27 protein-coding genes are annotated in these 25,007 nt (G+C 41.8%); 10 read left to right on the top strand and 17 right to left on the bottom strand.

Annotation, left to right across the window (positions count from 1 at the left end; translation table 11 throughout):
• Positions 1-212: 212 nt before the first annotated feature.
• The 3 genes from QWZ17_RS00430 to QWZ17_RS00440 all read right to left on the bottom strand — a co-directional run bounded on the left by QWZ17_RS00430 (position 213) and on the right by QWZ17_RS00440 (position 2,127).
• Entirely contained in the window at positions 213-995 is a 783-nt protein-coding gene (locus QWZ17_RS00430) for an enoyl-CoA hydratase/isomerase family protein (RefSeq protein ID WP_290302834.1), read from the bottom strand.
• Positions 996-1,007: 12 nt separating this feature from the next.
• The gene (locus QWZ17_RS00435) at positions 1,008-1,427 is read right to left on the bottom strand and encodes a cobalamin B12-binding domain-containing protein (RefSeq protein WP_290302836.1); all 420 of its coding nucleotides are present in this window, start codon (positions 1,425-1,427) and stop codon (positions 1,008-1,010) included.
• Between the two features lie 295 nt (positions 1,428-1,722).
• On the bottom strand, positions 1,723-2,127 hold the full coding sequence (locus QWZ17_RS00440; protein WP_290302837.1) for a hypothetical protein: 405 nt from the start codon (positions 2,125-2,127) through the stop codon (positions 1,723-1,725).
• A gap of 133 nt (positions 2,128-2,260) precedes the next feature.
• Here QWZ17_RS00440 and pdeM point away from each other — a divergent pair, with 133 nt between their 5' ends.
• The 4 genes from pdeM (at position 2,261) to QWZ17_RS00460 (ending at position 6,861) form a co-directional block, all read left to right on the top strand.
• On the top strand, positions 2,261-2,926 hold the full coding sequence (gene pdeM / locus QWZ17_RS00445; RefSeq protein ID WP_290302839.1) for a ligase-associated DNA damage response endonuclease PdeM: 666 nt from the start codon (positions 2,261-2,263) through the stop codon (positions 2,924-2,926).
• A gap of 161 nt (positions 2,927-3,087) precedes the next feature.
• Positions 3,088-3,873, top strand: coding sequence for a succinate dehydrogenase cytochrome b subunit (locus tag QWZ17_RS00450; RefSeq protein ID WP_290302841.1), 786 nt, complete (start codon positions 3,088-3,090; stop codon positions 3,871-3,873).
• Positions 3,874-4,036: 163 nt separating this feature from the next.
• Positions 4,037-5,971 carry a fumarate reductase/succinate dehydrogenase flavoprotein subunit gene (locus QWZ17_RS00455; protein ID WP_290302842.1) on the top strand — a complete coding sequence of 645 codons (1,935 nt, stop codon included), beginning with the start codon at positions 4,037-4,039 and terminating at the stop codon, positions 5,969-5,971.
• Positions 5,972-6,075: 104 nt separating this feature from the next.
• The gene (locus QWZ17_RS00460) at positions 6,076-6,861 is read left to right on the top strand and encodes a succinate dehydrogenase/fumarate reductase iron-sulfur subunit (protein WP_290302843.1); all 786 of its coding nucleotides are present in this window, start codon (positions 6,076-6,078) and stop codon (positions 6,859-6,861) included.
• 240 nt (positions 6,862-7,101) lie between these two features.
• On the opposite strand, the gene QWZ17_RS00465 is transcribed toward QWZ17_RS00460, so the two are convergent.
• Positions 7,102-7,863, bottom strand: coding sequence for a hypothetical protein (locus QWZ17_RS00465; RefSeq protein WP_290302844.1), 762 nt, complete (start codon positions 7,861-7,863; stop codon positions 7,102-7,104).
• A 426-nt stretch (positions 7,864-8,289) separates the two neighbouring features.
• A complete protein-coding gene (locus tag QWZ17_RS00470) occupies positions 8,290-9,294 on the bottom strand; it encodes a zinc-dependent alcohol dehydrogenase family protein (protein WP_290302845.1) in 1,005 nt (334 codons plus the stop codon).
• Between the two features lie 103 nt (positions 9,295-9,397).
• On the opposite strand from QWZ17_RS00470, the gene QWZ17_RS00475 reads away from it, so the two are divergent.
• Complete coding sequence (locus QWZ17_RS00475) at positions 9,398-10,255, top strand: helix-turn-helix domain-containing protein (protein ID WP_290302846.1); 858 nt, start codon at positions 9,398-9,400, stop codon at positions 10,253-10,255.
• 117 nt (positions 10,256-10,372) lie between these two features.
• Here the strand turns inward: QWZ17_RS00475 and QWZ17_RS00480 are convergent, their stop codons facing one another.
• Entirely contained in the window at positions 10,373-10,825 is a 453-nt protein-coding gene (locus QWZ17_RS00480) for a DUF4348 domain-containing protein (RefSeq protein ID WP_290302847.1), read from the bottom strand.
• A gap of 438 nt (positions 10,826-11,263) precedes the next feature.
• Between QWZ17_RS00480 and QWZ17_RS00485 the strand changes: the two genes are divergently transcribed.
• The 3 genes from QWZ17_RS00485 (at position 11,264) to QWZ17_RS00495 (ending at position 14,921) form a co-directional block, all read left to right on the top strand.
• Positions 11,264-12,712 carry a circularly permuted type 2 ATP-grasp protein gene (locus QWZ17_RS00485; protein WP_290302848.1) on the top strand — a complete coding sequence of 483 codons (1,449 nt, stop codon included), beginning with the start codon at positions 11,264-11,266 and terminating at the stop codon, positions 12,710-12,712.
• Between the two features lie 186 nt (positions 12,713-12,898).
• The gene (locus QWZ17_RS00490) at positions 12,899-13,834 is read left to right on the top strand and encodes an alpha-E domain-containing protein (protein WP_290302849.1); all 936 of its coding nucleotides are present in this window, start codon (positions 12,899-12,901) and stop codon (positions 13,832-13,834) included.
• Between the two features lie 112 nt (positions 13,835-13,946).
• A complete protein-coding gene (locus QWZ17_RS00495; protein ID WP_290302850.1) occupies positions 13,947-14,921 on the top strand; it encodes a transglutaminase family protein in 975 nt (324 codons plus the stop codon).
• A gap of 220 nt (positions 14,922-15,141) precedes the next feature.
• Here QWZ17_RS00495 and QWZ17_RS00500 read toward each other — a convergent pair whose 3' ends face one another.
• The 3 genes from QWZ17_RS00500 to dnaK form a co-directional block, all read right to left on the bottom strand.
• The gene (locus QWZ17_RS00500; protein ID WP_290302851.1) at positions 15,142-15,630 is read right to left on the bottom strand and encodes a TlpA family protein disulfide reductase; all 489 of its coding nucleotides are present in this window, start codon (positions 15,628-15,630) and stop codon (positions 15,142-15,144) included.
• A 169-nt stretch (positions 15,631-15,799) separates the two neighbouring features.
• A complete protein-coding gene (locus tag QWZ17_RS00505; protein ID WP_290302852.1) occupies positions 15,800-16,819 on the bottom strand; it encodes a Gfo/Idh/MocA family protein in 1,020 nt (339 codons plus the stop codon).
• 408 nt (positions 16,820-17,227) lie between these two features.
• Positions 17,228-19,132, bottom strand: coding sequence for a molecular chaperone DnaK (dnaK, locus tag QWZ17_RS00510; protein ID WP_290302853.1), 1,905 nt, complete (start codon positions 19,130-19,132; stop codon positions 17,228-17,230).
• Between the two features lie 240 nt (positions 19,133-19,372).
• On the opposite strand from dnaK, the gene QWZ17_RS00515 reads away from it, so the two are divergent.
• Both QWZ17_RS00515 and QWZ17_RS00520 read left to right on the top strand, forming a co-directional pair.
• Complete coding sequence (locus QWZ17_RS00515) at positions 19,373-19,585, top strand: DUF2683 family protein (protein ID WP_290302854.1); 213 nt, start codon at positions 19,373-19,375, stop codon at positions 19,583-19,585.
• A complete protein-coding gene (locus QWZ17_RS00520; RefSeq protein ID WP_290302856.1) occupies positions 19,570-19,830 on the top strand; it encodes a Txe/YoeB family addiction module toxin in 261 nt (86 codons plus the stop codon). The genes QWZ17_RS00515 and QWZ17_RS00520 overlap by 16 nt, the downstream gene beginning before the upstream one ends.
• Before the next feature lie 469 nt (positions 19,831-20,299).
• Here the strand turns inward: QWZ17_RS00520 and rplQ are convergent, their stop codons facing one another.
• The 8 genes from rplQ to map form a co-directional block, all read right to left on the bottom strand.
• Entirely contained in the window at positions 20,300-20,845 is a 546-nt protein-coding gene (gene rplQ / locus QWZ17_RS00525; RefSeq protein WP_290302857.1) for a 50S ribosomal protein L17, read from the bottom strand.
• 207 nt (positions 20,846-21,052) lie between these two features.
• Positions 21,053-22,045: a DNA-directed RNA polymerase subunit alpha gene (locus QWZ17_RS00530; protein ID WP_259097386.1), complete on the bottom strand. Its 993-nt coding sequence runs from the start codon at positions 22,043-22,045 to the stop codon at positions 21,053-21,055.
• A gap of 96 nt (positions 22,046-22,141) precedes the next feature.
• Entirely contained in the window at positions 22,142-22,750 is a 609-nt protein-coding gene (gene rpsD / locus QWZ17_RS00535) for a 30S ribosomal protein S4 (protein ID WP_290302858.1), read from the bottom strand.
• 65 nt (positions 22,751-22,815) lie between these two features.
• On the bottom strand, positions 22,816-23,205 hold the full coding sequence (rpsK, locus tag QWZ17_RS00540) for a 30S ribosomal protein S11 (protein ID WP_290302859.1): 390 nt from the start codon (positions 23,203-23,205) through the stop codon (positions 22,816-22,818).
• Positions 23,206-23,334: 129 nt separating this feature from the next.
• A complete protein-coding gene (rpsM, locus tag QWZ17_RS00545) occupies positions 23,335-23,712 on the bottom strand; it encodes a 30S ribosomal protein S13 (protein WP_290302860.1) in 378 nt (125 codons plus the stop codon).
• A 91-nt stretch (positions 23,713-23,803) separates the two neighbouring features.
• Complete coding sequence (gene rpmJ / locus QWZ17_RS00550) at positions 23,804-23,920, bottom strand: 50S ribosomal protein L36 (RefSeq protein ID WP_074487407.1); 117 nt, start codon at positions 23,918-23,920, stop codon at positions 23,804-23,806.
• Positions 23,921-23,928: 8 nt separating this feature from the next.
• Positions 23,929-24,147 carry a translation initiation factor IF-1 gene (gene infA, locus QWZ17_RS00555; protein ID WP_090643449.1) on the bottom strand — a complete coding sequence of 73 codons (219 nt, stop codon included), beginning with the start codon at positions 24,145-24,147 and terminating at the stop codon, positions 23,929-23,931.
• Between the two features lie 63 nt (positions 24,148-24,210).
• Positions 24,211-25,002: a type I methionyl aminopeptidase gene (gene map, locus QWZ17_RS00560; protein WP_290302861.1), complete on the bottom strand. Its 792-nt coding sequence runs from the start codon at positions 25,000-25,002 to the stop codon at positions 24,211-24,213.
• Positions 25,003-25,007: the final 5 nt, after the last annotated feature.

Below are 25,007 nucleotides of genomic sequence, written 5' to 3' on the forward strand. Positions count from 1 at the left end.
GCTGCTTCTTTGATACTATTTCTCGCCTGATCATGATTTAAATGATTTACTAATTTAGTAAACCTATTTCAGGACGAGACATTGTTTAAGGAAAAAATAATTCAATAATTCAATAATTCAATAATTCAATAATTCAATAATTCAATAATTCAATAATTCAATAATTCAATAATTCAATAATTNAATAATTCAATAATTCAATAATTCAATAATTACTTCCCCTTAAATTCGGCTTTACGTTTTCCTAAAAAAGCAGCTACGCCTTCCTTAAAATCATCGGTGCCGAAACATTTGCCAAATTCTGCTATTTCGGTTTCGTAGCCGTTTACGCCATCGGTTAATCCGGCGTTTACCGAGCGGATGGCGGCGGCGAGGGCCAGTGGGGCACGGGAAATAATTTTAATCATCAGCTCTTCGGCTTTTGCAAGCAATTCTTCCGTGGCGGTTACATGAGTTACCAGGCCATATTGCAGCGCATCTTCGGCGGTGATCATATCGGCAGTCAATATCATCTCCATTGCTTTGCCTTTACCTACTAATTGCGTGAGGCGCTGCGTACCGCCATAACCGGGAATGAGTCCCAGGGTTACTTCGGGTAAGCCCATTTTGGCATTATCAGATGCTATGCGGATGTGGCAAGCCATGGCTAATTCCAGTCCTCCACCCAAAGCGAAACCATTTATAGCCGCAATTACAGGTTTGCTGCCATTGGCTATCAAATCAAAAACCAGCTTTTGGTTTTCGCGGGCCAGGGCGGTGCCTTCTTCCAAACTCAAATCGGCAAACTCGCTGATATCGGCCCCGGCCACAAAGGCTTTGGGACCGGCCCCTGTTAAAATAATGCCGCCAACATCGGGGTTATTGAACGCGTCCACAAAAGCCTCATGCAATTCGCAAATGGTAAACTTGTTAAGGGCGTTTAGTTTGCTTTCGCGGTTAATGGTAATATATTGTATCCTGTTTTGGGTTGTTACTATTATATTTTCAAACTCCATTGGTATAGCCATTTAAAAGTTGCGGTGCGAGTGCACCCATTCAGTAATGTATTTTACAATATCCTGCGTACTTGTGCCCGGCGGAAAAAGTTCGCCTACGCCCTGTTGCTTTAACGCTAATCTATCATCATCAGGTATAATACCGCCGCCGGTGAGCAACACATCGTCCATTTGTTTTTCCTTAATCAGTTTGATGATCTTAGGAAAAACCGTCATGTGCGCTCCCGAGAGTATCGAGATCCCGATGGCATCCACATCCTCCTGAAGGGCGGTGTTTACCACCATTTCGGGCGTTTGGCGCAAACCGGTATAAATTACTTCCATACCCGCATCACGTAGCGATGTAGCAATAATGCGTGCGCCGCGGTCGTGCCCGTCAAGGCCCACTTTGGCAACTAATACACGGATGGGGCGGTTAAAGGTATTACTCATGTAAACCGTATTGGTTATGGTAAAAGTAATAAGAAAGGAAGATAATACCGAATAATTACCGCCTGGTTTAATTACTGCTATTATAATTGGGTAGGTTCCGTACCATCGGCACAGAACATCACTTTTTTATTTCCACAGGAAAATAATTCTCTACGAAAAAATCAAGCATATGATCAGAATCGATTAAAAAAAACTTTAACAGAATCAAGCCCGCGGTTAAAACGAGGCTAATTTGAGAGCGTGTTTTGATGCCTTTTCGACACTATGTATATACTATATAGCACTCCTTACCAAATTACTGCTTTTTAAATCTGTAGGAATAGCTGCCATCGTCCTTAAGCAATATCAGGCTATCACTTTTAATTTGTGCAGAGAAATTACCGGCCAATATATATGACATGGAATAAATGGCCGGGTAAGCCAAACTATCGGCAAAGGCAACAGTATTATTATTGATAGTAAAAGTTCCGGAACTGGGCAAAGGATTATGGCCATTAGTTTCGGCATCAAACCTATTACCGGTAATTTGCAGTGTTATAGCATCATTCAAAACAACGGTTTTAGCGCTGGCCGCTACTGTAACGCGTCCTTTGTAATTACCCTGCAATTGTTGGGATGATATTTTGCCGGCATTATCCTTGGTGCAGGATGCCGCCACAGAAACTATAAAAAATAAGGCTAAGATACTATGTGCTTTCATCAAACTGGTTTTGATATTATTACGACAGTTTTTTCACTTGTGCTACAGCAGGTTAAATAAATAAAATAACGAGGCAGCTGGTTCATACTGCCATATATAGCCTCCAGATAAAATTTTTAATTTTACTTTTGCTATGATGATCAGTGTGGCTACTCCCTTCAACTTACTCAATCAGGACCTTTTACTTTTGCCCCAGAAGGCTATTTACTGGCAACAGCAAAAGGCTTTAATTATTACCGATGTGCACTTTGGTAAGGTGGGGCATTTTCGTAAAGCCGGCATTGCGGTACCGCGGGATATGGAGCAAAGCGACCTGGCTACCCTATCCGACCTCATCCACGAATACCAGCCCGAAAAACTCCTGTTCCTGGGCGACTTGTTCCATAGCGATATGAATAATGATTGGGATTGGTTTATTCTTTGGCGCAGCCAGTTCCCCAAACTACAAATCATTCTTATTAAAGGTAACCACGATATTATTGCCGATAGCAACTATGAGCGCCTGAACATTCAACTGCGCGATGAATTGCTGATAGGTCCGTTTTTAATGCTGCATCATCCCCTGCCCGAGGAGCAACTACCCGATGCTACCGGATACGTTTTTTGCGGACACATTCACCCTGGGGTAAATTTAAATGGCCGCGCCCGCCAAAGCATCACCCTACCTTGTTTCGCGTTTGGAAAAAGGCAGGCTATACTGCCCTCCTTTGGCAAATTCACGGGTAAAGTGGCAATCCGTAGTCTTCAAACAGATCAGATCTTCGCGGTTTTAAAAGATAAAGTAATAGCCATTGCTTAATTATACATCACAAAACAAGCGTTTTACTGCCTTACAGGTATGTAATTACAATGTAATTTCTTAGATTGATTCTAAATAGTTTTTTCAGGGGCAATAAGCCATATGCATTTATATCTTTTGGCATATAATGGATACTTTTGCCAAAATAAATCTATTTCATAATGAGCGAAATTAAACAAACCTTCAACTCATCGTTGGGAAAAAAGCTTATCATGGCTTTAACAGGCTTGTTTTTGTGTACTTTTATTATAGTGCACGTAGGGGGCAACCTGTTGCTGTTCAGCAACGATAATGGTTTTGGTTTTAATGTGTATGCCAACTTTTTAACACATTTTCCACCAATCGAAGTAATCGCGTACATCCTGTACCTGTCTATCGTGGTGCATGCTTTGTATGCGCTTATTATCACGCTAAAAAACCGCAAGGCACGTCCGGTTGGTTACGCGGTAACGTCAAAATCTGATGCCACCTGGTCATCAAAAAACATGGGCCTTTTAGGTTCTATTTTATTGTTGTTCATCGTTATTCACATGAGCGATTTTTGGTTTCGTTACCATAACGATAAAACCATGGGCTTTAAAGAGTACCGCACAGATTTGGGTACCGGTAAAACAACCGAATCTACCTACACACCTCCGGTTGCCGATTTCAGCCACTCGGTATCTACAGAAAACAATGTAGAAATTGTAAGGGTTAAGGATTTACACGCACGTGTGGTTTACAGCTTTAGCCAGTTATGGTACGTAATATTTTACGTAATAGCTATGGGCGCATTGTCGTTCCACCTGTTGCACGGTTTTCAGAGCGCGTTCCGTACACTGGGCTGGGTACACCGTAAATATACACCAATAGTATACGCCGTAGGAACCTGGTTTTTTGCAGTGATTATACCATTTCTATTTGCATTAATGCCGGTATGGTACTACTACCAAAACGTGATTAAGTAGTTAATTGTAGGTAAAATTAAGTTAAATGGTTGATTAGGTTGAATGGTTGATTAAGTTAAGTGGTTGGTTAGGTTTAAAAAAGGTATTCCTTTAAATGCACAATTCACCACTCACAATTCACTACTCACCACTCAACTACTCACTAATATAAAATTATTAAGAAATGAGTTTAGATGCTAAAATTCCTGAAGGCCCATTAGCCGACAGATGGAACAAGCATAAATTTGACCTGAAGCTGGTTAACCCGGCCAACAAACGTAAATACGACATTATTGTGGTAGGTACCGGTTTGGCAGGCGCGGCAGCGGCAGCATCATTGGCCGAGCTTGGTTATAACGTAAAAGCTTTTTGTTTCCAGGATAGCCCCCGTCGTGCGCACTCTATTGCGGCACAGGGTGGTATCAATGCGGCAAAAAATTATCAAAACGACGGCGACAGCGTTTTCCGTTTGTTTTATGATACTATTAAAGGTGGCGATTACCGCGCCCGCGAAAGTAACGTGCACCGCCTGGCCGAAGTATCTGTAAATATTATTGACCAATGCGTTGCACAAGGTGTTCCCTTTGCACGCGAATATGGCGGCTTGCTGGACAACCGTTCATTTGGTGGTTCACAAGTATCACGTACGTTTTACGCGCGTGGCCAAACGGGACAACAATTATTGTTAGGCGCTTACTCGGCATTAAACCGCCAGATACACGCCGGCAAAGTAAAAATGTACACCCGCACCGAAATGCTGGATGTAGTTACCATTGATGGCCATGCCAAAGGTATTGTTACCCGTAACATGCTTACCGGCGCTATTGAAAGTCATGCAGGTCACGCGGTATTATTATGTACAGGTGGTTACAGCAACGTTTTCTACCTGTCAACAAACGCTATTGGTTCAAACGTAACGGCTGCCTGGAGGGCCCACAAACGTGGTGCTTACTTTGGTAACCCTTGCTATACTCAAATTCACCCAACCTGTATCCCGGTAACCGGCGATCACCAGTCAAAGCTTACGCTGATGTCTGAGTCGTTAAGGAACGATGGCCGTGTTTGGGCACCAAAAACCGTTGAAATTGCCGAGCAATTGCGTAAAGGAACTATCAAAGCCGACCAGGTTAAAGAGGACGACCGTGATTACTTCCTGGAACGTAAATACCCTGCCTTTGGTAACCTTGTACCGCGCGACGTGGCTTCACGTAACGCCAAAGAAATGGTTGAAGAAGGTAAAGGTGTAGGTGGTTCTGGCTTTGCTGTATTCCTTGACTTTGCCGACGCTATTAAACGTTTGGGCGAAGATACCGTTAGGGCAAAATATGGTAACCTGTTTGATATGTACATCCAGATTACGGATGAAAACCCATACAAACAGCCAATGCGTATTTACCCGGCTGTACACTATACCATGGGCGGTCTTTGGGTTGATTATAACCTGAGCACGACCATCCCTGGTTTATACGCTTTGGGCGAATGTAACTTTAGCGATCACGGCGCTAACCGTTTAGGTGCTTCGGCTTTGATGCAGGGTTTATCTGATGGTTATTTTGTGATCCCTTATACCCTTGGCGATTACTTAGCTAAAATTGGCCCTAAAAAGGTTGATACCTCACACCCCGCTTTTGAAGCAACTAAAAAGGATGTGATTGCACATATCAATAAATTATTAGCATTAAAAGGCACCAAAACCGCTAACGAATATCACCGCGAGCTTGGCCACATTATGTGGGAATATTGCGGCATGGCCCGTACAGACGAAGGTTTGAAAAAAGCTAAAGGCCTGATCCAGGCTTTGAAAGCTGATTTCTGGAAAAATGCCATCGTAGCCGGCGAAAACGAAGAAGTAAACGCTTCATTAGAAAGAGCCGGTCGTATTGCCGACTTTATTGAATTAGGCGAACTGATGGTTGACGACGCTTTAATGCGCAAAGAATCATGCGGTGGTCATTTCAGGGTTGAATCGCAAACAGCCGATGGCGAGGCATTACGTGACGACGAAAATTTCGCGTTTGTTGCCGCCTGGGAGTTTAAAGGCGAAGACCAACCAGAAGAATTACACAAAGAAGAATTGGTATTTGAAGCAGTTCATTTATCGCAAAGAAATTACGCATAGTATCAAGTATATAGTATCAAGTATCAAGACAAAAAACTTGATATCTGATACAACACATGTACTTGATACTTGATACAAACTACTTGATACAAAATCTTAAAGAGATGAGTAACGGAAATATGAACCTGACGCTTAAAGTATGGCGTCAAAAAAACGCTCAAACCTCGGGCAAATTTGTGAGCTACAAGGCCGAAAATATTTCGCCGGATATGTCGTTCCTGGAAATGCTTGATGTTGTTAACGAAGGTTTGACGCATAAAGGCGATGAGCCTATCAACTTTGATCATGATTGCCGTGAAGGTATTTGCGGTATGTGTTCATTATATATTAATGGTCACCCGCACGGGCCAAAAAGAGGTGTTACTACCTGTCAATTGCACATGCGTACCTTTCATGATGGCGAAACCATCACTATTGAACCATGGAGAGCTTCGGCATTTCCGGTAGTGAAGGATTTGGCTGTTGATCGCTCCGCTTTCGACAGGATTCAGCAAGCTGGTGGTTATGTATCGGTAAACACAGGTGTTACTACCGATGGTAACGCGTTGTTGATCCCTAAAGTAATTGCCGATGAAGCATTCAACTCTGCTACCTGCATTGGTTGCGGTGCTTGCGTTGCGGCATGTAAAAATGCTTCGGCCATGTTGTTTGTATCAGCTAAAATTACGCAGTTGGGCTTGTTACCACAAGGCCAGCCAGAGCGTTACAGTCGTGTACAATCAATGGTAGCGCAAATGGATGAAGAAGGATTTGGAAGCTGTACCAACACCGGTGCCTGCGAAGCCGAATGCCCTAAAGAAATTAAGCTGACCAACATTGCCCGCATGAATAATGATTTCCTGAGCGCTAAACTATTCCGCGAAGAGGAAATCCACGAAGCAAAACACTAATAAACGTTAAGTTTTAAAATAATTAAAAGGCTACCTTGTTAGGTAGTCTTTTTTTGTTTGATAACCTGTTGTATACTTTGCATGCGGGCGGGCTACAAGGCAGAGCCTTGCGGCAGCGGAGGTGGAAAATTCCTTCCCGATGTCATGCTGATTATTTCAGCACCCCACCCGCTAATTGTACTTCATGCGGATGACCTGTCCTGTGAGGTGCTGAAACGAGTTCCAGCATGACTTGTTTTTTCAATGCTCCGCCGAAAATAATCCTTTACCTCTTCGAAACGATCTCGAATCGGATAAATGAAAAACCAAATCCTGCCGTTCATCCAACTGTTGTAAAAAACGATTGAACATATTACCGGCCTCTCCAATGGCATTTGCGGTATCGTTACGTGGTAACTGCACATTGGCTTTTTCAAATTCAAGCGCGCTAAACCGATAGGTGCGCCAGGTTGTGATTTTGATCTTCAGCGTCCAGGCGTAATAAAAATCATATATCACCTTTGTTTTGCTCCAATCAACACTATCCACATCCAAATAAGCGCTAAGCTTTGTTTTATAAAGTTGCCATTGCCCGTCGGCTATGGTTTGCAGAGCCGACGACGCGCCATCACCGCCACAATTGTTATATTGCTCGTCATACAGGCTTTTAAGTTGATTAAAATCTGTAAGATATTCTGTGTACAGCGTATTATATAGCTCACGCGAAGCCACCAAGGCGAGCCTGTGATGAGCGGCTCCATCTTTTATATGCTGACTAAAACTTATCCTTACCCTATCCTCTATCTCGCTTTTTGTTCGGCCGCATTCGCTACAAAAAAGGCCCTCCCTATATTCCTGCACATTAAACTCATACTTCTTTCGGCGGGCGTCGATGTTGACTTTGAGCTTTTGAAGCTTTATCCTACAACCGTCATCTGGGTTATCAGCAAGCACCGTTACCGTTTGTGCCGATAGCCTAACGCAGCTTAACATTAAGAATATGATGCATGCAATCGCCTTCATGTTTCAAAAAGCCGGAAAAGAGTGGTTTGTGGTGCTTAGCTTTTGTGAAAAGCTACTACCAAACTAAGCAGAATGTTTGAATGATGCAAACAGGGCGAAAAAGGATATTATTTGTCGATTTGTTAATTCCTTATAAGAGCAATATTCATCAGGAAACGCATAAAAAGTAACGGGCTTACGTTAGAGAAGCGTCATGAGCGGTCATAAAATCGGGCGAACTTTGAAGGTGGGAATAACGTTACATTATTCCTCTTTCCCCCCTGTCATGCTGAGGAACGAAGCATCTATTCGCGAACTTTCAGAGCGAATAGAAATGGCGTAGAACAGATCCTTCACTGCGTTCAGGATGACAGAGTTTTAAAATACGTCATAGATAAGGACCGCAATGACGCTTCTATATTATCCACATCAAATTTTACAATCAGCTCAAGCCACATCAACAACTAATTTACCTGCGGCTTTGCCTTCATTTATAATATCATGCGCCTGTTGGGCGGTTTCCAAAGTAAAACTTCTTGAATCTACCAAAGGGATTAGCTTACCAGCTTCAGCAAGTTTGGAGGCTTCCTGCATAATTTCGCCATGGTGTTTATGGCCGCGACCGGTTATCATTGGCATTAGTGTAAACACGCCGGAATAGGTTGCTCCCCTGAAAGATAGTGGAGCCAGTTTATGTTCGCCCCAGCCCAAACAGCTTACCACATGGCCAGTATAAAATCTGGCTGCGGCAAATGATGTATCTAAGGTAGCGCCGCCAACAGTATCGTAAACAATATCAAAACCTTCGCCGGCTGTGTATTGGTTTACATATTCGGCTACGGTGGTGCTACGGTAATCAATAAACGTTGCACCCAGGCTTTCAATATACTCCTTGTCTTTAGCGCTGCCTGTCGCGAAAACTTCGGCGCCAAATGAGGCGGCTATTTGTATGGCTACATGCCCTACCCCACCGGCACCTCCCTGGATCAATACTTTTTGCCCTTTAGCTACTTTAGCCCTATCTACCAAACCTTCCCAGGCGGTAATAAATACCAAAGGCAAAGCGGCAGATTGGCGCATGCTTAAAGCAGCAGGCTTTTTAGCCAGCAAATCGGCATCAAATACGCCATATTGTGCAAGTGTACCCTGCAAGCCGCCTATGCCACCTGCCATACCATAAACTTCGTCGCCAGGTTTAAAATTGGTAACATCAGCGCCTGCTGCTTCAACAATGCCGGCTAAATCCATCCCTAATACAGCGGGTAATGGTTGTTTGGCGTGAGCGGCGGCGCCCAGCCTAATTTTGTTATCGAGCGGGTTTACGCCGCTTGCTATTATTTTTACCAAAACCTGGCCGTCACCTGCAACAGGGCGTTCTGTTTCAATAGCTTTGAAATTGGTGTTGGCGGCTTCAATGATCAATGCCTGCATGGTGGTATGTTGAGTTTCCATTGTTGTGGTGTTTAATTACTATGTTTTAATTACGATGTAAAATTATACAAGAATACACTTGCAAATCTTGTACAATATTTCGTAATAATTGTACATTTATACTATGATAAAGGACAACCTGTATGGCCCGTTTGAAATAGTACTTAAGGAGTATTTGGATATATGCCCGCGCAACGAGCATTCGCATAGCTTTTTTGAGTTTATTTTTATCGTAGATGGATCGGGAAATCAACGCATCAATAACAGTAAATTCGCATATAAGCCCGGGCATTTATTTTTACTTACGCCAAACGATTCACACTATTTTGAAATTGAAACATCCACACAATTTTTATTTATTCGTTTCAATTTAAGCTATATCAGGCAGCATAACACCACCGCCGATATATTGCAAAACCTGGAGTTTATTTTAAGCAATGCCAACCAGGCCCCCGGATGTGTAATCAAAAATTATGACGACCGCCCCATTATGAAAGCCATAATGAGTGCCATTATTACCGAACACCTAAATCACTGCCTTTACCATAAAGAATTGTTGCAACAGTATATCAATACCCTCATCCTGATAGTAACCCGAAACATCGCCCTTGCGATGCCCCAGCAGGTTGATGAAACTACAGAAGAAAAAACGCTGGATATTTTGCAGTACATACAGGCTAATATATATTTCCCCGAGAAACTGAAGGCAGAAGTGATCAGCGATAAAATGGGGATTTCGGAAACCTATCTTGGTCGTTACTTTAAAAAGCACACCAACGAAACCATGCAGCAGTACATCATCAATTATAAAATTAAGCTCATAGAAAACCGCTTACTGCACAGCAATATGCGCATGGTTGAAATTGCCAACGAATTGGGCTTTAATGACGAGAGCCATCTAAACCGCATTTTTAAAAAATACAAGAATGTCAATCCAAGTGAATTTAGAAAGATAGAGCGCGCGCAGTTGAAAACAATTTAATTTTTCGTAGAGACGCAATATTTTGCGTCTCCCGCGTGCAAATCGGATTTGCATATCCCGCCATTTTATAATCGCTCTGTAAGGTGGAAGACGCAATTATACGTCTCTATAAAAAGGTCAATCCGATGCGTCTTTTATAAAAACAAGCCACCATTTGCCGCGCTTTTGGGAAAAATAGTAGTAAATGCCCACCCCGGTATCTTCAATGTTGAATTGTACAATAACCTCACGGTTGGTATTCTTTATTTTACTGATGATATGATTTTTTTCGGCCATTAAATTCCCCCATCGCCATTTACTCCCGATGATATACTTTATAGAGTCACTTTCCCCCTCGGCACCTGCTATTACCATTTTTAACGGAAAAACTACACGTGATTTCTGAAATACAGAATCGGCGTTAAACCTTTTAAAAAAAATGTCGAAATTTTCGGCAGCCGTAACGGTTGCAACATGTTTTGGTGGAAGTTCTTTTTCCTTTTTTTGTGCGGCGTTATTATTACAAGCCTGTAATAGCAAAAATGCCCCTGCGCAAACGAGGGAATATTTTTTGACTATTTGAATTATCATACAAACATTAAGCTTAGATTTATAAAGATGATAATTTGTGTGAAACATTTATATAACCGCACAAATATAGCCTCTGCCTAATTAAAAAATTCCGCATTAGTGATGGAAGTGGATACCGGCCGCTGAGCGTAATGCCTGCCGGCGTATGAACGTACAGCACGGGCCGCCCCTATCAGCGGTAATGCCCAGATGGAGATTAAGGATTGATGGATTAAAGAATAAGGACTTTTTGTTATTTAATAACAGTTAAGAAACGATAAAATTGATGTTAAGACCTAAACAATTGCCATATCAGTATCCAAAACTGGATAAAAATGAAAAATCAATTAAAATAATCGTAAAAAATTAAAAATATTTTGCTTTTTTATCAAAAACACTTCATAAATTACCATTTCTAAAAATAACTGATTAGTAATCTTCAAAATTTTATAATTCTATATGCAGGAATCAGCTTATTTTGATAAATACAACCCCATAGGCGGCGTTTGGGACGAAATGTATGGCCTTGACAGCAATGTTAGGGAACATTACCGGAAGGTGATTGAATATATTTCGAAGGAATCGGCCGACGATTTGAACAAAAAAGAGGAGCTGGCCAAGCGCCTGTTCATGAGCCAGGGCATCACTTTTACCGTTTACAACAGCGGCGAAGGGATTGAAAAAATCTTCCCTTTTGATATTATCCCCCGTATTATTACTGCCAGTGAGTGGGCCTTTGTAGAAAAAGGTATTAAGCAGCGCCTTACCGCCCTTAACCTTTTCCTGAAAGATATTTACCATAACCAGTTTATTGTAAAAGACGGCATTGTACCTATTGATATCATTTATTCTTGTCCGCATTTTTTGCGCGAGATGTATGAGTTAAAGGTGCCTTATGATATTTACGTACACATTTCGGGCATCGATTTGATTCGTGATGAGGACGGCACTTTTTACGTATTGGAAGATAACCTACGCACCCCATCGGGCGTAAGTTATATGCTGGAGAACCGGGAGATCACCAAACGTTTGTTTCCTGATTTATTACCGCAATGCGGCGTTAGGAGCGTTACCGAGTATCCAACCATTTTATATAAGAATCTGATGGCCTTATCGCCAAGGCAAATATCAAACCCTACGGTAGTACTGTTAAGCCCGGGCATTTATAACTCGGCTTATTTTGAGCACACCACGCTGGCCCGTTTAATGGGTGTTGAACTGGTTGAGGGGCGCGATTTGGTGGTGAACAACCATAAGGTATATATGAAAACTACTACCGGCTTGCAGCAGGTTGATGTGATCTATCGCCGGGTTGACGACGAGTATTTAGATCCCCTGGTATTTAACCCGGAAAGTATGTTGGGCGTAGCGGGTATTATGGGCGCTTACCGCAAAGGGAATGTGGCTATAGTAAACGCGGTTGGCACCGGTGTTGCCGATGATAAAGCGGTTTATGTATACGTACCCGAGATGATCAGGTATTATCTTAACGAAGAGCCAATACTCAAAAACGTACCTACCCACCAGCTGGGCAATGCCGATGAACGCGAGCATGTGTTTAAAAATCTGAATAAAATGGTGGTTAAAAAAACCAACGGAAGCGGTGGTTACGGCATGCTGATGGGCCACGCGGCAAGCGAACAGGAAATTGATGATTATAAAAAAGAGATCCTGAAAGATCCGCGTAATTTTATAGCACAGCCCACTATCAGCCTTTCGGCGGCACCATGTTATATGCAGGGATCGTTAAAACCCCGCCGTATAGATTTAAGGCCATACGCCCTTTACGGACCGGACGGCATAGAAATAGTACCCGGCGGCCTAACCCGTGTAGCCCTTAAAGAAGGCTCACTGGTAGTAAATAGCTCACAAGGCGGCGGCAGTAAGGATACGTGGGTGTTGGCTTAATTGGAGCAAGGATTGAGGGACAAAGGAGCAAGGACGTAGGACTAATAGACAAAAGGACAAAAGACTTTTGCTGAAGGGCTTTGAGCCTTCAGGTTTAAGCCGGAACAAAAGAGATGAGGGAAAATGATTGAATCGGATTGAAACAAATCCGAAATCGAAAATCCCAAATCCGAAATTAAAAGATATATGTTAAGCAGGGTTGCAGCAAGTTTTTATTGGTTAAGCCGTTACATTGAGCGCAGCGATGGTATGCTGCGGATGCTCAAAATTAATTACGCGTCGTCGCAGGATACGGTTCAGGAATTTACCTGGGAGCCTGTGATCAGGATTTTTGCCGGCATAAACGGTGCTGAGATTGAGAAACTGGAGAACGACAGCCGGTCGGTATTAAAATATATGGTTACGGGTAAAAATAACCCTAACTCTATCCTAAACATTATTACCCTGGCCAGGGAGAACGCCCGTGGCGTACAGGAACACATCCCTAAGGACCTTTGGCAGTGCCTTAACGAGTATTACCATACCGTAAAAGATGCACGCTTGGAGCGCTCCTTACAGCGTGAGGACCCTATTGGCGTATTGGATATACTGATAAAACAGGTGATGCTTTACTACGGCACCGCCGAGATTACCATGGAGCGTGGCGAAGGCCGCAGCTTTATGAATATTGGCAAGTACCTGGAACGGGCCATTCAATCGGTAGACATTTTGGATACCAAATTCAGTTCGATAAGCGAAAACCCCGATCTGTTAACCGATACTACCTACTGGAAACACCTCTTGCTATCTTTAGGTGGGTATGAGTTATATCTGAAAACATATCGTGAAGGTTTCGAGGCCGAAAACGTATTGGAACAGGTGGCGTTAAATAACGATTTCCCGCGCTCGGTAATCTATTCGGTAAATAACATACACCGGTATTTCGACAGGCTGAAGAATGACAGTAATGTAGATACCTTTCGCGAAATGTCGTTCCAGATTGGCAGGTTACAAAGCAGGATCAAATACAGTTCGGTAAAAAGTATCCGTACGGATGGCTTGCACGGATTTTTAACGCAAACCCGTAATGAACTCCACGGAATAGGTAACTCACTGAATGAATATTACTTTGCAAATTCATAATTTTAATTTGAAGATTTGAGAATTTGAAAATTTGAAGATGATATAAAACAGCATGAAGTTGAAAAGTCATTTTCAAATCTTCAAATACTCAAATTAACTAATCAAAAAAAAGATGCCCGATTTTAAGATACAGCATATCACCAAATACAGCTACGAAGGCATGGTGCGTGATAGTGCCAACCAAATTATACTTTACCCTATAAAGGACGACTACCAGGACGTAACCCTGCACGAGCTACAGATAACCGGAAATCCGGTTGTTGATACCCATATTGATTATTATGGTAATGAGATAGGAAGTTTTACCTACAGCGAACCACATTCGGTAATGGTTATTAATTCTAAATTGAGCGTTACCACCAAACAGCGGCCGTTACCTGTTACCGATATTTTCCCGGATCAGCAATGGGAATACCTGAAGCAAATTCAGTACATGGTACCTTACATTGATTTTTTAAAGCAAGAATACTTTGAAGGGCTGCCGGAATTACAGACCATTGTTGAACAGGATAAATCAAACAATGATACACCTTTCCAGATAGCGCTACGCTTTTGCGGATACGTGTACAAAAACTTTGAATACATTAAAGGTGTAACCACCGTTGAAACCACGCTTGATGAAGTATGGAAGCTAAAAGCCGGTGTATGCCAGGATTTCGCCCATATTTTAATGGTAATGCTGCGCTTACTGAAAATCCCGGCCCGTTATGTAAGTGGCTACATATGCACCAATAGCAGCACCATGCGCGGCGAAGGTGCAACCCATGCCTGGGCCGAAGCCTACATACCAGATTACGGCTGGTTGGGTATCGACCCTACCAATAACTGCATTGCCAATGAAACCCACGTACGTTTGGCGGTTGGTCGCAATTTTTCTGATTGTTCGCCGGTAAAAGGTGTATACAAAGGCTCATCGGGCCATAAATTAGAGGTGGCCGTTAGCGTTGATGACGACGAAACCACTTTCAAAAGCCTCGACGACAAAGCCCATCACGATAACACCATGCAACCGGTAGCGCAGCCTCCCAAAAACAGCTACCAAAGACATATGGAGATTATTCAGCAGCAGCAGCAGCAACAACAATAGATGTGCAGATATGCAGATTTCAGATGTGCAGATGATTGATTGATGTGCAGGTGTGCCGATTTCAAATACGCAGATGATTTTGAATAATCAATTTTAGATTTTTAAATTATGGTATAACAAAGAAGCCGACTTGATTTAACAAGCCGGCTTCTTCGTTTATTCGCCTGCACATCTATTTTATCATCTGCACATTTGCACATCTGAAATCTGCACATCTAAATTATACTTTCTTTATCGTTTCCATCAGTACCGGAATTTTTGGCACCTTGTCATAGGCCTGGTAAAGCTTGCCGGTTTTGTCATAGATGGCTATGTATGGCGTGGTTTTTACGTTATAGTAGCGTTGTACTACGTAGGTATAGCCTTCGGTACCAATGGTGATGTTATGGTATTTGGCTAAATCAAAATCGCGCTGAAACACCTGGATGGCTTTAAGCTGATTCACAAACGTGATCATTACTATTTGTACATCCTTAAGTTTAGCAAGCTCGGGCTTCATATCGTACATCAGGTGCTGGCAGTGGCTGCAATCCGGCGAAAAATAGATCACCATTACCGGCTTATTCTTTTTCAAATCTGCAGGAGTAACATACACGCTGTCGGTAGTAAGGATATGGTACGGTGGAATTTTGGTATTTGACGGCATTGTTTGCGCCTGGCTACAGCCGGCCGCAACAATAAGGCAAAGCAAAAGATATATTCTCTTCATGGTATTAATTGAATTTTTCATTTAAGCATAGTTACGATATTTTTAACTCATTGGCAATAAGCCTTAGTTACAAAAGCCTTTAGTTCATTTGTCCTTCATCCAACTTAGTTATCAGCTAAGGCGATTCAAAAGTCCTTTATCCTTTATCTATAAATCCTTTATCCCGCAGTTAGCTTTCCAGCAACTCTATCTGCCAGGCAATATGTTCTTCGGTTATCGGGAATAACGCGTTTTCACGCACGGTATGATATACCGCGTCAAATAAACCGTTATAATTACCTTTGTCTGACGGTACCCACTCTACCGTTTTCTGATTATCGGCTCCCATCAATACTAATTTACCTTCGCTGCCTTCAGGTTCAATACCAAAACCTTCGGCGTTTGGCATCATGCCGGTATCCAGCTGCGCTTCCTGCACATCGGTACGTAGCTTTACAAAACTGCCTAAGGTGCCATGAATCACAAAACCCGGCAAATGTTCGGCTATCAGTAAGCCCGATGTTAAATAAACATTGAGCTGGTTTGGGTATTTCAGATGAATATTAAAATAATCATCCACCTGAGATCCTGGCCGGTGCGCCGCCGTTGTTTTTACATAGCTTAACGGCTTGCCAAATATGCTGATGGCGTTATCAACCAGGTGTGCCCCCAAATCGTAAGTAAGGCCATTTCCCGGGGTTTCTTTAGTTTCCTTAAACTGCTTTACCCCTATCGGCATACGATACCTGTCGAGCCGGAAATGCACCTCTATCAGCTCGCCAAGTCTGCCGCTTTCAATTACTTTTTTAACCGAGATAAAACCACTATCGTAACGGCGGTTCTGGTAAATCATCACTTTCAGATTCAACTTCCGGCCAAGATCAAACAAGGCCTTTACTTCCCCGGAAGTTACGGCAGCAGGTTTTTCAATCAGCACATGCTTGCCGGCATTCAATGCCTGCACAGCGTAATCAAAGTGTGTATTGTTTGGGGTATTTACTATAATCAGTTCAATTTCGGTATCACTCAGTAATTCGTCGGTAGTGTTGTAGCTGATCACATCCGAATATACTTTACCTGCCTTTTTTTCGTGACGCTCTACAACGGCCTTAAAAATAAAGCCAGGATTAGTGGTCAAAAATGGCGCATGAAAAATGCGTCCCGACATGCCGTAGGCCATCAGGCCCGTTACTATTGGTTTTGTTGACATAGGTAATTTGCCTTTAGTTTGGTGGTAAAAATAAGATTATTTACCGGAGGTTTTTTTTGATTATAATAAAGTTCTTCCCAACGTCATTGCGAGGAGGAACGACGAAGCAATCCCCGATTTACAGAGCAGCTCTGTACAGTTGGGGATTGCTTCGTGCCTACCCATGACAAGTTGTAAAAAACAAAGAGGGCCGTCAGTCTGAGCCTGTCGAAGACTCGCGCGCAGAGGCCTTCGCCCGCGTGCTTCGACAGGCTACCCATGACCCCATTTTTTTGACGTTGTCATTTCACTTTCAGACTCCCTGGATTTTACAACTCGCAATGACGGGAGAAAAGATAAAACCTAATGCAACAAAAAAAGCCCGGCTGAAATTATCCAGCCGGGCTTTTATATACTTAAACGAAATTATTATTTTTCGTCTTTTACTTCTTCAAAGTCAACATCGGTTACGGTATCACCGTGATCTTGCGGGCCTTGACCTGCAGCACCTTCCGGCGCGCCTTGAGCACCTTCTGCAGCTTTGTACATCTCTTCAGATGCAGTAGCCCATGCAGCGTTCAATTCGGTTTGAGCGGTTTCGATAGCGGCAAAGTCTTTAGCAGCATAAGCTTCTTTTAACTTGGCTAAACCAGCTTCAATCGGGCCCTTTTTATCAGCGCCAATTTTATCACCGTACTCTTTCAGTTGTTTTTCTGTCGAGAAGATCAAAGCGTCAGCACCGTTCAGTTTTTCAACTTCTTCTTTTGCTTTTTGATCAGCTTCAGCATTAGCTTCAGCTTCGTCTTTCATCTTTTTGATCTCGGCATCGGTTAAACCAGATGAAGCTTCGATACGGATTTTTTGCTCTTTACCGGTTGCTTTATCTTTAGCAGATACGTGCAGTATACCGTTAGCATCAATATCAAAAGTTACTTCAACTTGTGGTACACCACGAGGTGCTGGTGGAATACCATCCAGGTGGAACCTACCGATAGTACGGTTACCCGCAGCCATTGGACGCTCACCTTGTAAAATGTGAATTTCAACAGATGGCTGACTATCAGACGCGGTTGAGAAAGTCTCAGATTTTTTAGTTGGTATAGTTGTGTTCGACTCAATTAATTTGGTCATTACACCACCCATAGTTTCAATACCTAATGAAAGTGGGGTAACATCTAACAACAACACATCTTTAACCTCGCCGGTTAATACACCACCTTGAATAGCCGCACCAATTGCAACAACCTCATCCGGGTTAACACCTTTTGAAGGAGTTTTACCAAAGAATTTTTGAACAGCTTCCTGTATAGCAGGGATACGGGTTGAACCACCTACCAGGATAACTTCATCGATATCTGAAGTGCTGTAACCCGCGTTTTTCAGCGCGGTTTTGCAAGGCTCAATAGTACGTTTGATCAGGCTATCTGCCAATTGCTCAAATTTAGCACGGGTCAAAGTTTTCACTAAGTGCTTTGGCATGCCATCAACAGCAGTGATGTATGGCAGGTTAATTTCGGTTTGAGCAGAGCTTGATAACTCAATTTTAGCTTTTTCAGCAGATTCTTTTAAGCGTTGTAAAGCCATTGGGTCTTTACGCAGGTCAATACCTTCGTCGCTTTTAAATTCGTCTGCCAACCAGTCAATAATTACCTGGTCAAAGTCGTCACCACCTAAGTGTGTATCACCATCGGTTGATTTTACTTCAAATACACCGTCACCTAATTCAAGGATAGATACGTCATGAGTACCACCACCGCAGTCAAATACCGCAATTTTCATATCCTTGTGTGCTTTATCAAAGCCATAAGCCAAGGCAGCAGCAGTAGGTTCGTTAATAATACGACGTACTTTTAAACCAGCGATTTCACCGGCTTCTTTAGTAGCCTGGCGTTGCGCGTCGTTAAAGTAAGCAGGTACAGTAATAACGGCTTCAGTAACTTCAGTTCCTAAAAAGTCTTCAGCAGTTTTCTTCATTTTTTGAAGAATCATTGCAGAGATCTCTTGCGGAGTGTATTTACGATCGCCAATTTCAACACGTGGGGTATTGTTGTCACCTTTTACAACGTTATAAGGTACACGTGAAGCTTCACTTGTAACCTCATTAAACTGGTTACCCATAAAGCGTTTGATAGACGAAATGGTTTTTGTAGGGTTGGTGATAGCCTGGCGTTTTGCCGGATCGCCAACTTTACGCTCGCCGTTATCTATAAAAGCTACTACGGACGGCGTAGTACGTTTGCCCTCGCTGTTTGCTATAACTACAGGCTCGTTACCTTCCATTACAGCTACGCAGGAGTTTGTTGTTCCTAAGTCGATTCCAATTATTTTAGACATATGATTGATTTTTCTTGATTTTATTAATTATTCCATGTCCTGTTTATCAACGTTTGTGCCAATACGTATTTGTCAGTGTATATAGTCATGATGGCAAATAATGCGTCAGAAAAGACATAAAGGGTGGTGACAGGTTGGCAGAAATTACTTTATTGGAGGTGAAAGGAGAAAGGTAGAAGGTGCTGGAGGACAAACAAAAAACCGTAGATAAAATTTGTGTAATAAAATGTAAATTTGTGTATGGAAACATTAATTGTGCTACCTAAAGACAAAGAGCAATTGGTTGCATTGAAGGCGATTATGAAGGCCTTAAAAGTTGACTTTAAAACCGAAAAAGTATCTGAACAAATATATCGTGCAGAATTTGTTGCCAAAATAAAAAAAGGAGAGCAAGATGTTAAGGCAGGAAAAACCACCAAAATAGAACCTGGAGACATATGGAACTTAGGATAACTGATCCTGCAAAAGATGACATTAAGTTTTTCTTAAAAAGCGGCCAACAAAATATCCTAAAAAAGATAGAGCACTTACTTGAATCTATTAAAACAACTCCCTTTAATGGTGTTGGCAAACCAGAGGCCCTTAAATATGAGCTTTCTGGCAAATGGTCAAGAAGGATTGACTCAAAGCATCGCATAGTTTACGAAGTAATTGAAGACGTAATTATCATTTACTCATTTAAAGGTCATTATCAATGATAATGTTTTTCTAAACTTCTATTTAGATTTAGCGTTAACGTCCTTGATCTTTTGTTCAAAAATCTTTCGTCCATTAATGGCGTTGCCTTCGGCCGGGTCATCCGCTCATACGCACAAAAGGCCTCAGGCGCGGGGCGGTATCCGCTACTACCCCCTAACGCAAATTTGTGCAGACCGACGGCATTCAACAAGTTATAGATACTTCGCCTTACCGCATAAAAGCCCTTTACTTCTTGTCCAAAAAATCCTTCGTCTAATAAACGGTAGTGTACCTACGGAGTGAAAGAAAATAGATTTCTTTTATTCTACAAAGCTTTTGCTCCTGTGTAGCACTGCTCCAGTTTCAGAAAAGTGATGGCACTATTAAGTAATCCTGTTCGTCCACCTTTCAAAACCTCAAAAATCGCAACAAAAAAACGCCCTGTTCAAATGAACAAGGCGTTTCGTTATCTCAAAAGAGAAAGGATAACTATTCTCCTTTTTCTTCAGTTTCAGGAGCGTCAGCTGCAGGAGCTTCGGCAACTGGTGCTTCTTTAACTTCTTCTGCAACTGCAACTTCTTCAGCAGCAACCGGAGCAGCTGTTTTAGCTTTTGCAGCACCACCACGACGACGGGTAGATTTTTTCACAGTAGCAGCAGTATCAACACCGTAAACAGTGTTATAATCTACTAACTCAATGATCGCCATTTCGGCGTTGTCACCTAAACGGTTTTCTAATTTGATGATACGGGTGTAACCACCTGGACGGTTAGCAATTTTCTCAGCAACCTCGCGGAAAAGGATAGTAGTAGCTTCTTTATCTTGTAAGTAGCTAAATACTGTACGACGAGAGTGCGTAGTATCGTTTTTTGATTTGGTTAAAAGTGGCTCAACATAACCGCGTAAAACTTTCGCTTTAGCTAATGTAGTTGTAATACGCTTGTGTAAGATAAGCGAAGTTGCCATGTTTGACAGCATCGCCTTGCGATGGCTGGTTGTACGACCTAAATGGTTGTTTTTGTTTCCGTGTCTCATTGTTTTTTGTTTGTGGCACGTGCATACCGTTGGGCGGCGCTACCGTCAAGCCCTCGGAATTATGCCGGGTTATCAGATTTGAGATGTGAGATATCAGATTTGAGACGGCTCCCTCTTCTTCTTCTTTGCCCCAATTGTTATTAAATAAAAAATGTTAGATTTTAAGAGCGAGACAAGTCTCAAATCTTAAATCTAACATCTCCTATGTTATTCTTCGTCTAACTTAAATTTAGACAGGTTCATACCAAAAGATAAGCCTTTTGATTTAACCAGATCCTGGATCTCAGTTAATGATTTTTTACCAAAGTTCCTGAATTTTAACATATCAGCAACATCGTACGATACTAAATCGGCCAGGCTGCGGATATCTGCAGCTTTAAGGCAGTTTAATGCACGTACAGAAAGGTCAAGATCAACCAATTCAGTTTTAAGTATCTTGCGCATGTGCAGAATCTCTTCGTCAACTTCTTTAGTTTCTTCTTTAGCTTGTGCTTCCAACATCATGTTTTCATCGCTGAACAACATAAAGTGCTGGATAAGGATTTTAGCAGCTTCTTTCAAAGCGTCTTCAGGGTGAACAGATCCGTCAGTAGCGATATCCAAAACCAATTTCTCGTAGTCGGTTTTTTGCTCAACACGATAGTTTTCGATGGTATATTTAACGTTTTTGATCGGGGTATAGATTGAGTCTATAGCGATAACACCAACGTTTGCATCTGGATTTTTATTCTCTTCGCTTGGTACATAACCACGGCCTTTACCTACTGTAAGCTCAATTTCAAGCGTTACAGATGAGTCCATGTTGCACAAAGTCAGATCAGGATTTAATACAGTAAAGTTGTTTGAGAATTTGGTTATATCTCCGGCTTTAAATGCATCCTGGCCATTTATAATAACAAATATTTTCTCGCTGTCGCCAGATTCACCAGTCTTTTTAAAACGAACCTGTTTAAGGTTCAAGATGATTTCGGTTACGTCTTCAACAACACCTTTGATGGTTGAAAACTCATGCGTAACTCCAGAAAAACGTACTGAAGTGATAGCATAACCTTCGAGTGATGAAAGTAAGATACGACGCAGAGCATTACCTATGGTTACACCGAAGCCTGGTTCTAACGGACGAAATTCAAACGTACCATCAAAATCATTTGCTTTTTGCATGATAACCTTATCCGGTTTTTGAAATGCTAAAATTGCCATTTATATCCTTTATTTATTGTTTACTAATTGAAATGAGTTTTAACCACGAAAATGGTTGACATAAAATGCCAACCATCCCCTGGATAATTATTTTTATTATTTTGAATACAACTCGACGATTAAGTTCTCTTTGATGTTCTCAGGGATCTCATCGCGGTTAGGATAGTTAAGGAATGTGCCTGTTAATTCATTTGCATCCCAAGCTAACCAGCTGTATTTGTTGATTCTTCTTCCGGCTACTGAAGTAGTAATAGCTTCAAGTGATTTAGATTTTTCACGTACAGATATTACGTCACCAGCTTTTAACGCGTATGATGCAATGTTTACAACGGCACCGTTAACGTTAATGTGTTTGTGATTTACCAATTGGCGTGCTCCAGAACGGGTTGGCGCAATACCTAAGCGGTAAACTGCGTTATCTAAACGGGCTTCCAAGAATTTCAACAAGTTTTCACCTGTGATACCTTCTTTTGCAGAAGCGCGGTGAAACAAGTTTTCGAACTGACGCTCTAATACACCGTAAGTGTATTTAACTTTCTGTTTCTCCATTAACTGAGTTGAATACTCAGATTGTTTTCCACGACGTTTTGAAGCGCCATGCATTCCCGGTGGATAGTTTTTACGTTCTAACGCTTTATCCGGACCGAAGATCGGCTCACGGAAACGACGTGCAATTTTGGACTTTGGTCCTGTATATCTGGCCATTTTTGTGTATTTTTAAAGTATCAGCCAACCTTACGTTGGTGAATCTTAGCTTTAAAATCTGTTAATTAAACTCTTCTTCTTTTAGACGGACGGCAACCATTGTGTGGAAGCGGTGTAATGTCTTTAATGGTGGTAACTTCAATACCTGCAGTTTGCAAAGTACGGATAGCTGACTCACGACCGGCACCCGGGCCTTTTACAAACACTTCAACTTTACGTAAACCTAAGTCGTACGCAACTTTACCGCAATCGCCGGCAGCTTGACCTGCAGCATACGGAGTGTTTTTCTTTGAACCTTTGAAGCCCATTTTACCAGCTGATGACCATGAAATAGCCTGGCCGGTTTTGTTGGTAAGGGTAATGATGATGTTGTTAAAAGTTGCATTGATGTGTGCTTCGCCAACCGGCTCTACAATCACAATGCGCTTTTTGGTAACTTTTTTAGTTTTAGCCATTTTCTTAATTATTGAATTAATGAATTACTGGATTATAGAATAATCCGGACCCACCAATCGTTGTTATAATTTTTATTCCTGGCAAGCTTAAAAGTATATAACTACCCACCGCTTACCAATCACTATTTACTACTTAGTAGCTTTTTTCTTGTTAGCAACTGTTTTACGTTTACCTTTACGGGTACGTGAGTTGTTTTTAGTACGCTGACCACGTAATGGTAAACCTTTACGGTGACGTGTACCACGGTAGCAACCAATGTCCATCAAACGTTTAATGTTCAATTGAACTTCTGAACGAAGTGAACCTTCAACTTTGATTTGATCGTTGATAATTCCACGGATTGAGGCTAACTGCTCATCGGTCCAGTCCTGTACTTTTACACTAAAATCGATACCTGCTTCAGTCAAAATTCTTTGAGCTGTTGAGCGTCCAATACCGAAAATGTAAGTAAGTCCGATTTCTCCTCTTTTATTTTTTGGTAAATCAATACCTGATATCCTTGCCATATTTCTTTTTTATTTATTGAGTTATCGAATTATTGAATTATCGAATTCCTTAAAATCAGTAATTCAATCTTTCTCCAATTCAAAATTGTTCTTAGCCCTGGCGTTGTTTGTACTTAGGATTCTTTTTGTTAATAACGTAAAGTTTCCCGTTACGGCGAATGATTTTGCAATCAGCGCTGCGTTTTTTAATGGATGCTCTAACTTTCATCTCGTATTTTATTTATATCTATAGGTTATTCTACCCTTACTTAAATCGTACGGACTCATTTCTAACTTAACTCTGTCGCCAGGTAAAATTTTAATGTAGTGCATACGCATCTTGCCGGAAATGTGCGCAATAATCTCATGACCATTTTCAAGTTCAACCCTGAACATTGCATTTGACAATGCTTCCCTAATTGTACCGTCTTGCTCAATCGAAGATTGTTTTGCCATATTTTGTTGATTATTACTTAATTATCCGCCCTAAAACCGGGATGCAAAATTAATAAAAATATTTTAATTATTATTCTTTTCTTTTAAAACATTCTCAACAAAATCAAATGTCGATAAAATGTCTGGTTTGCCTTTACCTATTGCAACAGTATGCTCATAATGAGCGCTTGCTTTTTTATCTACAGTTGATACTGTCCATCCATCGTCCCAGAATTTAACACCGGCACGGCCAGCGTTAATCATTGGTTCAATAGCTATTACCATTCCCTCTTCCAGCTTAATACCGGAGCCACGCTTGCCATAGTTAGGTACCTCGGGCTTCTCGTGCAGCTTAACACCCACGCCGTGCCCTACAAGCTCCTTAACTACACCAAAACCGTTCTTCTCGGCATGTTCCTGTATCGCGTAGCCTATATCTCCAATTCGCATGCCTACCACTGCTTTAGCAACACCCAGGTCAAGACACTCTTTGGTTACCCGCATAAGTTTCTTAACAGTATCGCTTACCTCGCCAATGGCAAAGGTATAAGCCGAGTCGCCTACAAAACCGTTTAAAATAGCACCACAGTCTACAGATACCAGATCACCTTCTACCAGTACATGCTTTCCGGGGAAACCGTGTACCACCTGGTCGTTCAATGAAATGCAAAGGGAATATGGGAAACCTCCGTAGTTTAAAAAGGCGGGAATCCCGCCATTGTCCCTTATAAAGGTTTCAGCAAGTCTGTCGAGTTCAATAGTAGTTACACCCGGGCCTATTATTTTTGCAACTTCTGCATGTGTTCTTGACACCAGCAAAGCGCTTTCCCTGATCAGCTCTATTTCCTCGGCAGACTTGTAAATGATTTTTGACATTACTA

The sequence above is a fragment of the Mucilaginibacter flavus genome (genome assembly GCF_030409315.1).
GTDB lineage: Bacteria > Bacteroidota > Bacteroidia > Sphingobacteriales > Sphingobacteriaceae > Mucilaginibacter > Mucilaginibacter flavus.